The sequence below is a fragment of the Ruegeria sp. BH8 genome (assembly GCF_056538065.1).
The window spans coordinates 1-14221 of sequence record NZ_JBQFSP010000009.1 but is presented as its reverse complement, the minus strand read 5'-3'; the positions used below and the strand labels follow the sequence as shown (position 1 = coordinate 14221).

The following is a 14221-nucleotide window of genomic DNA, read 5'->3' as shown; positions in this document are numbered from 1 at the left end:
AACTTTCTGAAGCTTCCTAAAGTTATTTGAGTTTGACTGATGTTAGCCGAAAGTTCCATCCTGGCCCAAATCGAAATTTGCGAATTTGGGGCCTGACGTGACCAAACTGAACCTGATTGCCGGCGAATGGCTGGCGGGCGAAAGCGAAATTGAAAACCGCAATCCTTCGGATCTAAGCGATCTGGTTGGCATGTTCACACAAGCCAGCGCCGATCAGCTTGAGGCGACTCTGGATCAGGCGCGCGTCGCGCAGGCCGAATGGGCCGCCTACGGGCTGGAGCGAAAACAGGCCGTCCTGAACGCCATCGGCAACGAGTTGATGGCCCGCGCCGAGGAACTCGGCACTCTGCTCAGCCGCGAAGAAGGCAAGCCGCTGGCCGAAGGCAAGGGCGAGGTTTACCGCGCCGGTCAGTTCTTCACGTATTACGCCGCCGAGTGTCTGCGCCAGATCGGTGAAAACGCCGATTCCGTGCGCCCCGATATCGAAGTGGATGTGCGCCGCGAAGCTGTTGGCGTAGTTGCGATCATCAGTCCGTGGAACTTCCCCACTGCAACCGCCTCGTGGAAGATTGCCCCGGCGCTGTGCTATGGCAACGCGGTGGTGTGGAAACCCGCCAACATCACACCCGCCTCGGCTGTGGCCCTGACTGAAATCATCGAACGGCAGGATATTCCGAAAGGTCTGTTCAGCCTTGTGATGGGCTCGGGCCGTTCGGTCGGGCAACGTCTGGTGGAAAGCCCCAAGGTCAATGCGATTTCCTTCACCGGGTCGGTGCCCGTGGGCAAAGGCATCGCCGCCGCAGCAATCCAGAACCTGACCAAGGTTCAGATGGAAATGGGATCCAAAAACGCGCTGGCGGTGATGGACGACGCCGATCTGGATCTGGCAGTGACGCTGGCACTGGGCGGGGCCTTTGGCGGCACCGGTCAAAAATGCACCGCCTCGTCGCGTCTGGTGGTTCACGCGGGCATCCACGATGCCTTTGTCGAGAAACTGGTTGCCGGTGCGCAGGCAATGAAGGTGGGTCACGCACTGGAAGCAGGCGTGCAGATGGGCCCCGTCGTCAGCCAGCAGCAGTTGAAAGAAAACCTCGCCTATGTCGACCTGGGCAAATCCGAAGGGGCTGAGCTGGCCTGTGGCGGTCAGCGCCTGGAGATGCCTCATGACGGGTTCTACATGTCGCCGGGCGTGTTCCTGAACACCACCAACGACATGCGCATCAACCGCGAAGAAATGTTCGCACCGCTTACATCCGTCATCAAGGTCGGCAGCTATGATGAAGCGCTGAGCGTGGTCAACGACACCAATTTCGGCCTGACCTCGGGCATCGTGACCAAGTCGCTGGCCCGCGCCACCCATTTCCGCCGCAACGCACGCACCGGCGTGGTGACGGTTAACCTGCCCACCGCTGGCACCGATTACCACGTGCCTTTCGGTGGCCGGGGCGACAGCTCATATGGTCCACGCGAACAGGGTAAGGCAGCGGCTGAATTCTATACGACTGTCAAAACCGCCTATATCAGCGCAGGCCCCGTCTGATGCGGATCGACGGCCTGCAATATGCCAATTGGTCGGAGAAGATATTTCGCCAATTGCGCGAAGGGCGCGTGGACGCGATCCACGTCACCATCTCCTATCATGAGAATTTCCGAGAAACGGTTCTGAATTTCGAGAAATGGAACCGTTGGTTCGAGCAATATCCGGATCTGATCATGAAAGGGCGGTGGGCCGGCGATATCGACACGGCCCGTGAAACAGGCCGGACCGCCGTGTTTTTCGGGTTTCAGAACCCATCGCCCATCGAAGACGACATCGGGCTGGTTGAAATCCTGCACGATTTGGGCGCGCGGTTCATGCAACTGACCTATAACAACCAATCCCTGCTGGCGACCGGTTGTTATGAGGCCGAAGACACCGGCATCACCCGAATGGGCAAGCAGGTGATCAAAGAGATGAACCGCGTGGGCCTTGTGGTGGACATGAGCCATTCGGCTGACCGGTCCACAATCGAGGCGGCTGAACTCTCAGACAGGCCCATCGCAATCACGCATGCCAATCCGCACGATTGGTCCCCGGCCCTGCGCAACAAGCGAGATGATGTCATCCGCGCCGTGACTGAAAACGGTGGGATGCTGGGTTTTTCGGTCTACCCTCACCACCTGAAGGACAAGTCTGACTGCACGCTGGAAAGCTTTTGCGAGATGATCGCCCGCACTGCGGACAAATACGGGGCCAGTCATCTGGGGATCGGCACTGACCTGTGCCAGGATCAGCCTGACAGTATCGTTGAATGGATGCGTGTGGGGCGGTGGACAAAAGAAATCGACTATGGCGAAGGCTCGGCCTCTGCTCCGGGGTTTCCACCAATGCCGGGCTGGTTTCAGGACAACCGAGACTTTGGAAACATCGAACAAGGGTTACGCGCGACCGGCCTGAACGATGACGAAGTGGCCGGGATCATGGGCAGGAACTGGTATCGGTTCTTTGCCGAGAACTTCGTCCCACAAAGGTAGCCAAATGGAACCACACGCGCAGACAGAGATCGCCAGACGTGACCCCGCCACGGTCATGCGGCTGTCACGGCTGGGATCATTGCATCAATGCCGGCTCAGCTTTATGCGGCAACTGACACGCCGCATGGCCGATGAAAACTGGAGCTTTTCGCGACCTGCATTCGAAATTGACGACAAAGGCGTCGGCCATGCGGTCTATACCGCGCAAGGCCCCGATCGCGCCTATTCGCTGGTTGCATTTGCCCATGACCTGCCTGCCGATCAACGATCAGACCGGGTTATTGCCGAAGCCTGGGACGCCACCTTTGCGCTGTTCGATGGTATCCCGACGCCAGAAGACATTGATCGGCTGTCGCGGAACGTACCGCTGCAAGAGGCAGGGCGTGTCAGCGAAACCGAATTGTCACTGTCACGCGCCAATCGTTCTGTGCGACTCTGGGCTCATGTGGTGGATCGTCTGGCTGCGGGCCAACAACCGGACCTGGAACAGATTTATCAGGTCGGCTATCTGATGAGGACCACGGCTGTTTACGGGTCGGGCAAATTCGGCGCTGCGGATCGTGAGAAAACGGCGGACCGGGATGAGGTCAGCGGTCCCTTCCAGATCGAAATGCTGTCGGTGTACCTGACCCGGATCTTTGTACGCGATCTGGTGCAATATATGGCGCAGGTCAAAGGTGGGGATCAAACCGCCGAGCTTGATCCTGAAATCGCACGCTGGCTGGGCATCGGAAATTCCACGGGACTGGGAATGGCGCCGTTCATCGTGAACCATCCCGTTCTGTTCAACAACTGGATCATGGCGCGGGAAGAGGCCATCTCGCGCGTGCGGTCAATTAAGACAGCGACCGAAAAAGACGCGTGCGTCTTTCGCGACGTATTCGCGCGCAGCAAACAGTCAATCGCGTGGTGGCAATCCGAACATCCGATACAGGTGGAAAAACTGGCGGCACTGAAGGACGACCTGAATTCGATCGACGTATTTCTGGCTACAGACGACCTGACACAAGACCATCCGTGGGATCGCATGATCCGATGGTCGGAAACCGCGCTTAGCGAAGAAGGCCAGGAGTTGCTGGCCTCACTGATCCTTGAGCCTTACGGAGATGTCGTGGATGGGCTGTCCAGCTGCATGGCGGACACAAACACGGCTGCACAGGTTATTGATGGAACAATGCCGGTGTCAGGGGTGCGTACCTTGATCCGGAACAGTTTTGACTGGGCGCTGGATCTTGATTGGAGTGATCCGAAAAACTGCGCGCGCGCCTGGTACGTTTCCGAAGAGAAACTTGAACCCAGACTGGGTGAACGGTTTGAAGAACCAATTGCGGACTATGAACAACCGCTCGCGCCCGCGCGTGATGCGGCGCTGGCTTTCAAGGCTCTGCAAGAGTGGCCGGATGATGCGCCGATAGCAGAGTTTCTTTTGCGCCACCCCGAGCATCGCCACACCGTGCGCCGCGCCCAAATCAGCCGTATCGCGCCATATGGTGAGATCCATGACAACACAATCGGCGCGAAAGTGATGCCCATCGATATGTTGCGCGCAAAGCTGTCCTTCTTTGGCGCGACGCATTTCGACCCTCGTTCAGATCGCTGGGTCCGCATCTGCATGTATGCCGGCGCCCCCTACCCCGATGAGCTAAATACCGCAAACTCAGATTTGTGGGTTTATCCGGAGGTTGCACAATGACTTTTTCATTGAACGAAGTCGAAGCAACCGCCAAACGTGCAACCCGCGGGGCCGGATATGCCTGGGGCGTGGCGGAAGAGGCTGCAAAGGCCACCCGTTGGCTAAGCGCCCAAGGGTTCGACGGGCCCGCTATTCTGGCCCAACTGCTCAAACGTGAATATGCGCCCTGTCTGGAACGCCACATTCCTGTGCTTCAGAACGGAGTATGGGTTGGCGAACAAGACCTGTGCCCCCTGATGACCGGAGCTGTGATATCGGATTCCCCGACCGTCCTGTCCCAAGGCACCATTGCGATTTCAAATCTCGCAGCACCGCTGCTGTTGCTGCCCTTTGTCGCTGCGGGGGCCAAAAAGCTGGGAACGACAGTAGAAGTGGCCTTCGACGGGTATTCTGCGACAACTGATGGTGTTCATCTAAGCTGTGCAGACAGCAATTTGGACCGCGCTGATCATGTTGAGATAACCGAGGGCGACCACATTCAAAACGGTCGCCCCCTGCTAAGCCGTGCCGCCCCAAATGCAGAGGCGTGGCAGATCCTCAACTCCATGGCACACCGTACATATGCCCCTGCAACTGAAGAATCCCGACTGCTTGGCGCTGGTTCCGGCCTGTCGGACAATGACTGAAGGATCATCAGATGACCGAGACCCAAACCCTGTCGCTTGCCGAAATCGAAAAGCTGTCCTTCACCGCGTTGGTTGCCGCTGGCACAAGTGAAGAAAACGCGCGCCCTCTGGCCGTGGCCACTGCGGCAACCGAAGCGGATGGGGTGGCCAGTCATGGTCTGGCTTATATCCCGATCTACTGTGAACATGTACAATGCGGTAAAGTCGACGGTCAGGCAGTACCGGCGCTGGAAACCCCGCGCCCCGGCCTTATCCGCGTAGACGCTGCGACCGGGTTCGCACATGCAGCCATTGATCTAGGCTTTGATGCATTGATCCCGGCGGCACGCGAACAGGGCATCGCGGCCCTTGCGATCACCAACAGCTACAATTGCGGTGTGTTGGGTTATCACACGTATCGACTGGCGCAGGCGGGTCTGGTTGGTCTTGGATTCACCAATGCACCTGCATCCATTGCACCTTCGGGTGGATCGAAGCCCGTTGTCGGCACCAACCCGTTCTCTGTTGCGGTACCGGGTCCAGACGGGCAACCCGCCTTGCTGATTGATCAGAGCGCCAGCACCATCGCCAAAAGCGAAGTGATGAAACACGCCAGAGAAGGCAAGGCCATCCCGGTCGGCTGGGCGCTGGACCCGGACGGAAACCCGACAACAGACCCGAATGTCGGTCTGAAAGGAAGCATGGCCCCATCCGGCGGGTACAAAGGTGTGGGTATCGCTTTGCTGACTGAAATCATGGCGGCCGCTTTGACAGGATCTACTCTTGGGCTGCATGCCTCTCCGTTCTCGGGGACAGTCGGGGGTCCACCGAAAACCGGGCAGTTCTTCATCGCTATTGACCCTGCGGTTTCGTCAAATGGACTGTTTTCAACCGCAATATCGGATCTGGTCGCGTCGATCAGAGATCAGGACGGCGCGCACCTGCCCGGAGATGGGCGCCGTGCATGTCGCCTTGCCGCAGGTCAAAAAGGTGTCGCCGTCAACACTGCTACATTGGCCAGGATTGACGCGATAATTCAGAAAAACAGTTAAGAGCAGCCACCAGACCGGGCGGATATGGTGGCCGCTTGCGCCTAGTTCACGAAATGCAGCGTGTCGAATTCACTGCGCCAGGCAGAGACTTCCGAAGCGACAGGCGCGTCGTCCAGACCTCGTCTGATCAAATCGGCGAGGCGATCAGCATCTCGAGAGGTCATGCCCCAGCGAACCAATTCAGGAGTGCCGATCCGCAACCCGTTCAAGTCCCCTTCAACCGGCTTGACAGGCAATCCGATGCCGCATGCAAGAAACCCGCTTTCGCGAAGCTTCTTCGATACCGCCTGCCCTCCGCCATAGGGCTCTGCCAGAACCGCGAACTGATGCGAATTGGTGAAGCCTTCCGCACCCTCAAAGACGCGAACACCCTGCGCATCCAACGCTGCGGCCAGTGCTTTTGACAGTGCGATCATCTCGTTCGCGTACGCCTGACCAAAGTCTTTCCAATCCAGCATGGTAACCGCAAGCGCGGCCGTTTTGGCGGCATCGAAATTGGCTGTCATCCCGGGAAAAGCAATTGCATCCAATGATTTGGCAATGTCGACATCATTCGACACGATCAATCCACCTGCTGGTCCACCAAGGCTTTTATAGGTGCTCATGGTCATGAAATGCGCGCCCTCATTCAACGGGTTCGACCATGCACGCCCCGCGATTATCCCGCACTGATGCGCGGCGTCGAACATGACTTTCGCGTCAACTTCGTCCGCAATGGCCCGCACCTCGGCAACAGGGTGTTCAAAAAGGTTCAGACTTCCGCCGATCGTGATCAGCTTGGGGCGCTCAGCCCGCGCCAGGTCGCGCAGTTGGTCCAGATCGACTGTGTAGCCATTTGTGTTAACCGGTGCCTCGATCGTGCGCAGCCCGAACAGCCCTGCACAGCCCGCAGTATGATGGGTCACATGGCCGCCGATCATTGCGGGTGGCGCAATGATTGTATCACCCGGCTTACAGGTCGCCATGAAGCCATAAAGATTTGCAATTGCGCCCGACGGCACACGAACCTCTGCAAATCGGGCATCAAAGACCTCTGCACAAAGCTCGGCCGCGATGACTTCGATTTCTTCGATTGCTTCCAGCCCCATTTCATATTTGTCACCGGGATAGCCCAGCGAAGGCCGCGACCCGATGCCCGACGACAAAAGCGCCTCGGCCTTGGGGTTCATGACATTGGTCGCGGGGTTGAGGTTGAAACACTCTTCCTCGTGAATACGGCGGTTTTCCTCTGCCAGATGCACGATCCGGTCCAATAGGTCGTCAGACGATGCCGATGCTGTCTTTGTCGCGATATTCTGAACCAATGTTTCGCTTGCGGTGGGCACCCAGTCTCTATGTGCAAGTGTCATCTGACATCCTCCTGTTTCGTGCACTGTGACTGCTGCTGCGTGACTTCGCAAAGCAGATTTGTTATTTCTTGGCGTAGAAAAACTAAGGCTAAGGTGATGAGCGTTTCCCCAAAGCGTCCCAAAGGGCCCCCACTGAACGCAATGCGCGCTTTTGAGGCAGCGGCGCGCCACATCAGCTTTGTCGCCGCGGCTGAAGAGTTGAACGTCACACCGGGTGCAATCTCGCAACACGTCAAAACGCTGGAAGGCTGGGCCGGTGCAGCACTTTTCCGGCGCAACGCGCAAGGCGTAGAACTCACGCCCGAGGGGCAGTCGCTTGTCGCTGAATTTACCAGGGCTTTTGACCAATTGGCCGACGCGGCCCGTGCGCTGCGCAACCTTAAACCCAATGCAGATTTTCATATCGCTGCTTTACCGGCCATTGCTCAGCTCTGGCTTCCCAAAAGGCTGCGCCAGATCCGATCTCAATTTCCTGACATCAGTTTTTCAGTCACTGCGCTGGAAGCGCCGCCGAGCCTGGGGCGCGAACTGTTCGACCTGTCAATCTTCTTCGCTCCACCGGACGACACGGCCAATCAGGTGGTCGTTTGCCCGGACGAGATCGTGCCGGTTTGCGCCCCGGCGCTTAAGGACCAAGTTTGCCGCGCAAACGGTTTTCTGGGCGTACCGTTGCTGCACGATCTGGTGTGGAACGAAGATTGGACCAAATGGGCCCAACACTCTGGCTATGACCTGCATAGTGCCAAGGGCGGTGCTCAATTCTCCCTCTACAGTCTGGCCGTAGAGGAAGCGAAGGCGGGCGCAGGAATACTGATGGGACACCTGTGCCTGATCGAAGACGCCTTGGCCACAGGCGAGCTGACAGCTGCGCACACCAAATTGTTCCGCACCGACCGATCTCTGGTTATCCAAATGCCACAACGAACCCGCAGGAGACCGGAAACGGACCAGATTATCGCATGTTTGTCCCGTTGACCCAAATTGTCCCAGACCTCAGCGCTGGATAGATGGGAACTGAAAGGGGGGCGAAAGATTGCCCAAAACACCGGGCACTTATCTTCGTCAAACTCGAACGCTTGGTCCCAACTTTGCATGTTCAATCATGTTTGGGTACACACGAAAAACTGTCAGAGCGCTTCCGCAATCGTGGCCACTCGGTTTGGCCAGCGACACGTGGAGGGTCACAGTGCTCCGCGCCCGTAGAAGACGGGCTGCGTCAAACGGGTTTAGTCGGTCTCAGCTTTTGGCTTTGCCTGCGACCTTGGAGGCAGCTTCCATGTTTTCGCCGATGATGTCTGCTTCTGTTTCGCTTACGTATTTTGCACAGCGCGACATCATTTCGAACCATTCACGTGCGTCATCCACCATTCGTTCCATGGAATGGCGTTGCCATTCGGCGACGGCTTGCATCGTTTTGCTTGGATCTGGGTTGTCGCCAAACGTAGCTTCCCGGGCAGTTTGCAGCGCGGTGCGTGCAGCCTCATGGCGGCGCTTGAACCAGAGGCGGGAGTATTCCTCCGCCTCGCTCAGCAGGTGGTCCTGCGCTTTCCAAAACTGCTCAATCTGCGGCGTCACCGCGGAGTTCATGGACATCATGCCCTGCATGGATTTCAACACGTCGGTAAGGGCTTCCTGTGTCTCGATTTCGGCTGATTTTGTGGGCATTTGAACTCTCCCTGGAAAAGAAGACGGTGATTAATTTTACCACACCCAGAGGTGCACTCTCATTAACCGAGATCAAATTCACTGGGTAATTCGCGCCGTCGTTTCACAATACGCCCGTCCACAACATACACGGTCGGTTGATATCAACTCATCTGGGCGACTGACCGTCTGAACATAACCAGACTTGTCATCAACAGGGCCAGACCCAACACAGCCATCCAAACGAATTCCGGCCAGACCGTTTCGATTCCAGCACCTTTGAAAACAATTGCTTGGCTGGCTGACATATAGTGGCGCGATGGCAGAAACAGCGTTCCGGCTTGCAACCAGCCTGGTTGCCCTTCGACTGGTGTTTCCCCTCCGGACAGCATCAGCATTGGCAGGACAATCAGCATGACCAGAAGCGCAAATTGCGCCATTGAGCGCGCGATCGTCGCCAGAAATACCCCAAGCGCCGTAGCTGTAAACAGAAAAAGTGCGGTTCCAAATAGGAACAGTGTCTTTGATCCGGCAATGCGAATGTCCAACGAACCCTGCATGACAAAAGTCAGCGATAACCCCGCAGCGATCAGAACAACGGCCGCATTGGCCCAGATTTTTGCCATCGCAATGTCGAGCGGAGTTAGAGGCATGGCGAGCAGATGCTCAATTGTTCCATGCTCTCTCTCCCGGATCATGGCAGCGCCGGTCAGGATGGTCGTGAGCCACATGATCTGACCGATCAGCGCAACGATGCCCGCAAAACGCACCGTATCTCTGTTTGGGTTGAAGGCACTTCTCAGAATGACATTGATTGCGGGAGGATCTACGAGGTCAACACCAACTGCAAAGCGATGGATTTCAGCGCTCAATATACTGGTGATGTAATTGGCGCCGATACCTGCCTGCTCCATAGCCGTGGCGTCTATCAGAACCTGTATCTCTGGTGTGCTTCTGGCGCGCAGGTCTTTTTCAAAACCTGGAGGAATGGCAACGATGAAGATAAACCGCCCGGCATCCATGTGCGCTGGACCGGTCCCCGGTTCAATTTGCACGACCGGTTGAAACTCCGGTGGGAAAAACGCAGTGGCAAGGGTGCGCGATAGTGGAGAGTTATCCTCATCTGCAAATGCGATTGAGGCGTTATTCACCGAGCTTGCAACGCCTGTTGCTTCCATGATCGGAGCCAGCGTGAATGACCAGACCAGCAAGGCCATCATCACCCAATCGCGGCGCAGGCTCATCATTTCCTTCAATCCCAGCCAGAATATGCAAAAAAGGCGCTGCATTCACTTCTCCTGCGCGCGCAGGCAAAGGGCGGCGGCGAGTGTCAGCACTGGACCGAAACAGGCAAGCGCAAGAATGTCCGGGGCAAGTGATTCCCACCCTAAGCCCTTGGTGAACGCGCCGACGTTCAGGTGCAGAAAATAGGAAGATGGCCAAAGCGAGCCGATGAACTGAGCCCCCCCTTCCAAAGTGGAGACGGGCTGCAACAGGCCCGAGAACTGGATGGTCGGCACAACCGAGGCGATGGCTGTCGCAAATGTCGCTGCCACCTGGCTGGATGTCATTGTGGCAATCAGCAATCCATAGGACGTCGTTGCCCAGATATACAAAAACGCACCAACCGCTAGCGGAATGGGATCGCCTTTGAGCGGCACACCGAAGACGAAAATGGTCATCGCTGCCAGCAACAGAAAGTTTGCAAAAGCAATTGCAATATAGGGAATTTGCTTACCAATCAGGAATTCGAGCCGGGTTGTCGGTGTTACGTAGAAATTCACCACAGATCCCAGCTCACGCTCACGCGCGACACTGACCGCCGTCAAGACGGCCGGCAACATGATAAGCAAAATCGCCGGCATGGCCGGGGCCATTGCTGCAATGCTTTCAAAACTCTGATTGTAGCGAAATCGCGGTTCTATCCGGGCAATCTCGAAGTCCCGTTGCCCCGTCTTTCGGGCGTGTTCGTCCAGAAAGGACTGATGCAGTCCCGCGACATATCCTTCAACGGTCTCGCCTTTGAACGGAATGGCACCATCGACTGTCGCGAGGACCTGTGTTGGCTCGCCTGTGCGCAGCTTACGACCGAAGTTCGGTGGCAACTCTAAGACCAGTGAAACGTCTCCTGCCTGGAGCCGGTTGTGGCCTTCCATAGCGCTTTCCAATGGCGGCGTGGGTTTGAAATAGGACGACCCCGCGAACTCAGTTGCATAGGCACGGCTCTCAGGACCCTGAGAAAGGTCTAGAACGGCAAAGTCCAGTTCATCAATGTCAAGCGTGATGCCAAAGCAGAAAACCAACATCAAAATGGCTGACCCAAGAAACGCAAAGGCAAGGCGCACAGGATCGCGCGCCACCTCGACGGCCTCGCGTCGCGTATAGGCCAGTGCGCGCCCGACACTGCCACCGACGTGTTTGGAATTGGTGGCCAAATCAACTCTCGGTGCTTCAACCGGCGCCGGTCTTTCTGCCGCCTCCAGAATTGAGATGAACGCAGCCTCAAGGCTGTCGGCGCTTTCAGCGGCGATCAATTCGGCTGGTGTGCCTCCTGCCAAGACCTGGCCTGCGTGCATAAACGAAACACGGTCACATCGTTCTGCTTCTGCCATGAAATGGGTGGAGACAAAGATCGTTACCGCGTCTTGTCGGGACAACTCGACGAGCAAGGCCCAAAACGTATCTCGCGCCTCTGGGTCCACTCCGGATGTCGGCTCATCCAATATCAGCACACGCGGGCGATGGATGATCGCAACCGCCAGCGACAGGCGCTGTTTGATCCCAAGGGGCAGGGCGGCCGCAAGGGTATCACGATGCGTGCCGAGTCCGAATCGTTCCGTCAGTTCCGAAATGCGCGCGTCGCGGTCAGGGATTGCGAAAATCCGGGCGTGCAACTGAAGGTTCTGATACACTGACAATTCACCGTACAATGAAAACGCCTGACTCATGTACCCAATCTCGCGGCGCACCTTTCGATCCCTGGCGTCAACGGGTTTGCCGAATAACAATGCCTCGCCTGAGCTTGCAGGCAGCAAACCGGTCAGCATTTTCATCGTCGTGGATTTTCCGCATCCGTTTGATCCCAGAAACCCGAAAATCTCTCCGCGATTGATCGAGAAATCAACGTTGTTCACGGCGATGAAATCGCCAAAGCGCCGTGTCAGCCCGCGTGCAGTAATCACGGGATCCGATTTGATCTGTCGAACGATTGATTGACCCGGCGCTGAACCAGATGCCTCGTCTGCCCGCAAGCGTCGGTACGCAGTTTCGAAGTCCTTATCGGCACGCTTCAATTCGGCGGGTTTACCCTGAAAGATGACGCGACCTGCGTCCATCGCGACGATCCAGTCAAAGCCTTCGGCCTCCTCCATATAGGCTGTAGACACAAGGACAGAGAGCTTGGGGTTTTCCGTTCGGATAGCGTCGATCAATGCCCAAAACTGTCGACGCGACAACGGATCAACCCCGGTTGTTGGCTCATCCAGAACCAGGAGTTTGGGGTCATGAATCAACGCACAGCACAGGCCAAGCTTCTGTTTCATTCCACCAGAAAGCCTGCCCATCAGGCGATCCTCAAATGGTGCAAGCGCGGTCGCTGTCAGCAATGCGGTGATCCGGGCGTCACGCTCGTCGTGTCCCTGTCCGAAAAGGCCCGAGAAGAACTCCAAATTTTCGCGTACCGACAGTTCTGAATAGAGATTCCGACCCAAACCTTGCGGCATGAATGCGATCGCAGGGCATATTCGTCTACGATGAGTGGGCTCATCAATCGCTCCGCCCAGAACGTCGATTGATCCGGATTGAAGCTTTTTTGCACCGGTGATCAACCCAAGCAATGTGGACTTGCCCACCCCGTCTGGGCCAATGAAGCCGACAAGCTGTCCGGTTGGAAGGTCCAAGGTTACAGAGTTCAACGCGATGTGTTTTCGATACCTGTGTGTAACACCGGCAATTCGAAACTCTGACGAGGCGACTGTGGCATTCATTCGAACAGCTCTTGCGGGATGGGCTGTTCAAGCGCCTCGGGCCATGCGCTGGTGGGATCGATCCGTATCACGGCAATGCCGCGCAGGCCAGTTTTTACGTGTTCAATCCGGCTTTCAACCAGGTCCTGGGGGATACGAACGCGGACACGAAAGACCAGTTGCTCGCGTTCATCCAGAGTCTCGACTTGTTTGGGCGTGAATTGCGCCTCGGGAGAAACAAAGCTGACATATGCAGGTGTGGCGTATTCGGGTAAAGCATCAAGCACGATGCGAGCTTCGGCTCCAATCGGCAACAGCCCGGCTTCCCGCGCAGGAAGGAAAACTTCCATATACACGTTCTCGAGACTGAGAAGGGTCAGGATCGGTTCACCCGCTCCGACGACCTCGCCCGGCTCGGCCAATCGATAAAGAACGCGACCCGGCATTGGTGCCAGCAAGGAACTGTCTTCGATTTGCGCCTCAATCCTGCGCACCTCGGCTTCTGCAGCGGCAATCCGGCTTTCTGCGGTTGCAACTCGGGCTTTGGCGGCACCCAACACAGCAGACGCAACTTGGTGGATGGTTTCACGTTCCTCAAAAACTGTCTTAGAGATATTGTTCCCGGTCAGTAGCGCTGTAGCACGTTCAAGTTCCTGCGCCGCCCGACGTTGCTCACTTTGGCGTTGCAGAACCAAGGCTTCAGCTTCTGCTTTTGTCTGGCGCGCCAAGGCGACCTCGGCTTTTGCCCGGTCCAGCGCTGCGGACAATTCGTCTATATCCATCCTGGCAAGTACATCACCGGCGGCGACCATGCCGCCTTCAGGTGCCAGAACTTTGGCAACACGCCCGGCGATCGTTGGCGCAATTTCAACCTGCTCTGCCTCAATCCTTCCATTACCCTGTACGAAGCCACTCGGCAATTGATCGCCGTCTTGGGAGATGACGGAGTAAACAACCGCGCCAGCAACCACGATGACTACCAGAGCAAAAAAGATGGGCGAACTCTTCTTCATAGCTTTTGCCAGATCGTTGAATGCGACGGTCAGTCTAGTGCCTGGCAGGATTGGGGACTTTGCGATGGATCAAGCGTTTCCAAAGCATGCTTGGGGGAACAACATATCCTGTCTGTCGGAATGGACGTGTCCTGTTTTCGTGCCGCCCCAGGTGCTCGTTCAGCCTCTGTTGCGCATTCATCACAGGGTGAATTGCGTCCCCTGTTGCTTCCAGAGTGCTTTGAGTTGTGCAGTGGCCCTGAACGCAGAAAGCGCCCCTTGGGGCGCTAAGTGTTTGATATCTGACTTGAAGTATTGGTTGCGGGAGCAGGATTTGAACCTGCGACCTTCAGGTTATGAGCCTGACGAGCTACCGGGCTGCTCCATCCCGCGTCAGAGTCAGATTT

11 protein-coding genes and 1 tRNA gene are annotated in these 14221 nt (G+C 56.7%); 6 read left to right on the top strand and 6 right to left on the bottom strand.

Annotation, left to right across the window (positions count from 1 at the left end; genetic code table 11):
• The first annotated feature begins 97 nt into the window (after positions 1-97).
• Genes ACR0AD_RS14660 through ACR0AD_RS14640 form a run of 5 tightly spaced genes read left to right on the top strand, consistent with a single transcriptional unit; the run spans position 98 to position 5864 of the window.
• Entirely contained in the window at positions 98-1540 is a 1443-nt protein-coding gene (locus tag ACR0AD_RS14660; RefSeq protein ID WP_480488181.1) for an aldehyde dehydrogenase family protein, read from the top strand.
• Positions 1540-2514, top strand: a complete 975-nt coding sequence (locus ACR0AD_RS14655; protein WP_480483866.1) for a membrane dipeptidase — start codon at positions 1540-1542, stop codon at positions 2512-2514. The genes ACR0AD_RS14660 and ACR0AD_RS14655 overlap by 1 nt, the downstream gene beginning before the upstream one ends.
• A 4-nt stretch (positions 2515-2518) precedes the next feature.
• The gene (locus ACR0AD_RS14650) at positions 2519-4207 is read left to right on the top strand and encodes a hypothetical protein (RefSeq protein ID WP_480488182.1); all 1689 of its coding nucleotides are present in this window, start codon (positions 2519-2521) and stop codon (positions 4205-4207) included.
• A complete protein-coding gene (locus tag ACR0AD_RS14645; RefSeq protein ID WP_480488183.1) occupies positions 4204-4833 on the top strand; it encodes a DUF3726 domain-containing protein in 630 nt (209 codons plus the stop codon). The genes ACR0AD_RS14650 and ACR0AD_RS14645 overlap by 4 nt, the downstream gene beginning before the upstream one ends.
• Positions 4834-4844: 11 nt before the next feature.
• Positions 4845-5864: an Ldh family oxidoreductase gene (locus ACR0AD_RS14640; RefSeq protein ID WP_480488184.1), complete on the top strand. Its 1020-nt coding sequence runs from the start codon at positions 4845-4847 to the stop codon at positions 5862-5864.
• Between the two features lie 41 nt (positions 5865-5905).
• On the opposite strand, the gene ACR0AD_RS14635 is transcribed toward ACR0AD_RS14640, so the two are convergent.
• The gene (locus ACR0AD_RS14635; RefSeq protein WP_480488185.1) at positions 5906-7213 is read right to left on the bottom strand and encodes an aminotransferase class I/II-fold pyridoxal phosphate-dependent enzyme; all 1308 of its coding nucleotides are present in this window, start codon (positions 7211-7213) and stop codon (positions 5906-5908) included.
• 96 nt (positions 7214-7309) lie between these two features.
• On the opposite strand from ACR0AD_RS14635, the gene ACR0AD_RS14630 reads away from it, so the two are divergent.
• Positions 7310-8188 (top strand): LysR family transcriptional regulator, encoded by an 879-nt coding sequence (locus tag ACR0AD_RS14630; protein WP_480483861.1) that lies wholly within the window; start codon positions 7310-7312, stop codon positions 8186-8188.
• Between the two features lie 261 nt (positions 8189-8449).
• On the opposite strand, the gene ACR0AD_RS14625 is transcribed toward ACR0AD_RS14630, so the two are convergent.
• The 5 genes from ACR0AD_RS14625 to ACR0AD_RS14605 form a co-directional block, all read right to left on the bottom strand.
• Positions 8450-8878: a phasin family protein gene (locus ACR0AD_RS14625; RefSeq protein WP_480488186.1), complete on the bottom strand. Its 429-nt coding sequence runs from the start codon at positions 8876-8878 to the stop codon at positions 8450-8452.
• 143 nt (positions 8879-9021) lie between these two features.
• Positions 9022-10146, bottom strand: a complete 1125-nt coding sequence (locus tag ACR0AD_RS14620) for an ABC transporter permease (RefSeq protein ID WP_480483859.1) — start codon at positions 10144-10146, stop codon at positions 9022-9024.
• Entirely contained in the window at positions 10147-12843 is a 2697-nt protein-coding gene (gene rbbA, locus ACR0AD_RS14615; RefSeq protein WP_480488188.1) for a ribosome-associated ATPase/putative transporter RbbA, read from the bottom strand.
• Complete coding sequence (locus ACR0AD_RS14610; RefSeq protein ID WP_480483857.1) at positions 12840-13835, bottom strand: HlyD family secretion protein; 996 nt, start codon at positions 13833-13835, stop codon at positions 12840-12842. Before ACR0AD_RS14610 ends, rbbA begins: the two co-directional genes overlap by 4 nt.
• A gap of 295 nt (positions 13836-14130) precedes the next feature.
• Positions 14131-14207, bottom strand: a tRNA-Met gene (locus tag ACR0AD_RS14605).
• Between the last annotated feature and the right edge of the window lie 14 nt (positions 14208-14221).

Coding starts and splice junctions, on each gene's coding strand:
- ACR0AD_RS14655 (WP_480483866.1), top strand. CDS start 1,540: ATGCGGATCGACGGCCTGCAATATGCCAATTGGTCGGAGAAGATATTT.
- rbbA (WP_480488188.1), bottom strand. CDS start 12,843: ATGAATGCCACAGTCGCCTCGTCAGAGTTTCGAATTGCCGGTGTTACA.
- ACR0AD_RS14625 (WP_480488186.1), bottom strand. CDS start 8,878: ATGCCCACAAAATCAGCCGAAATCGAGACACAGGAAGCCCTTACCGAC.
- ACR0AD_RS14650 (WP_480488182.1), top strand. CDS start 2,519: ATGGAACCACACGCGCAGACAGAGATCGCCAGACGTGACCCCGCCACG.
- ACR0AD_RS14635 (WP_480488185.1), bottom strand. CDS start 7,213: ATGACACTTGCACATAGAGACTGGGTGCCCACCGCAAGCGAAACATTG.
- ACR0AD_RS14640 (WP_480488184.1), top strand. CDS start 4,845: ATGACCGAGACCCAAACCCTGTCGCTTGCCGAAATCGAAAAGCTGTCC.
- ACR0AD_RS14610 (WP_480483857.1), bottom strand. CDS start 13,835: ATGAAGAAGAGTTCGCCCATCTTTTTTGCTCTGGTAGTCATCGTGGTT.
- ACR0AD_RS14645 (WP_480488183.1), top strand. CDS start 4,204: ATGACTTTTTCATTGAACGAAGTCGAAGCAACCGCCAAACGTGCAACC.
- ACR0AD_RS14620 (WP_480483859.1), bottom strand. CDS start 10,146: ATGCAGCGCCTTTTTTGCATATTCTGGCTGGGATTGAAGGAAATGATG.
- ACR0AD_RS14630 (WP_480483861.1), top strand. CDS start 7,310: ATGAGCGTTTCCCCAAAGCGTCCCAAAGGGCCCCCACTGAACGCAATG.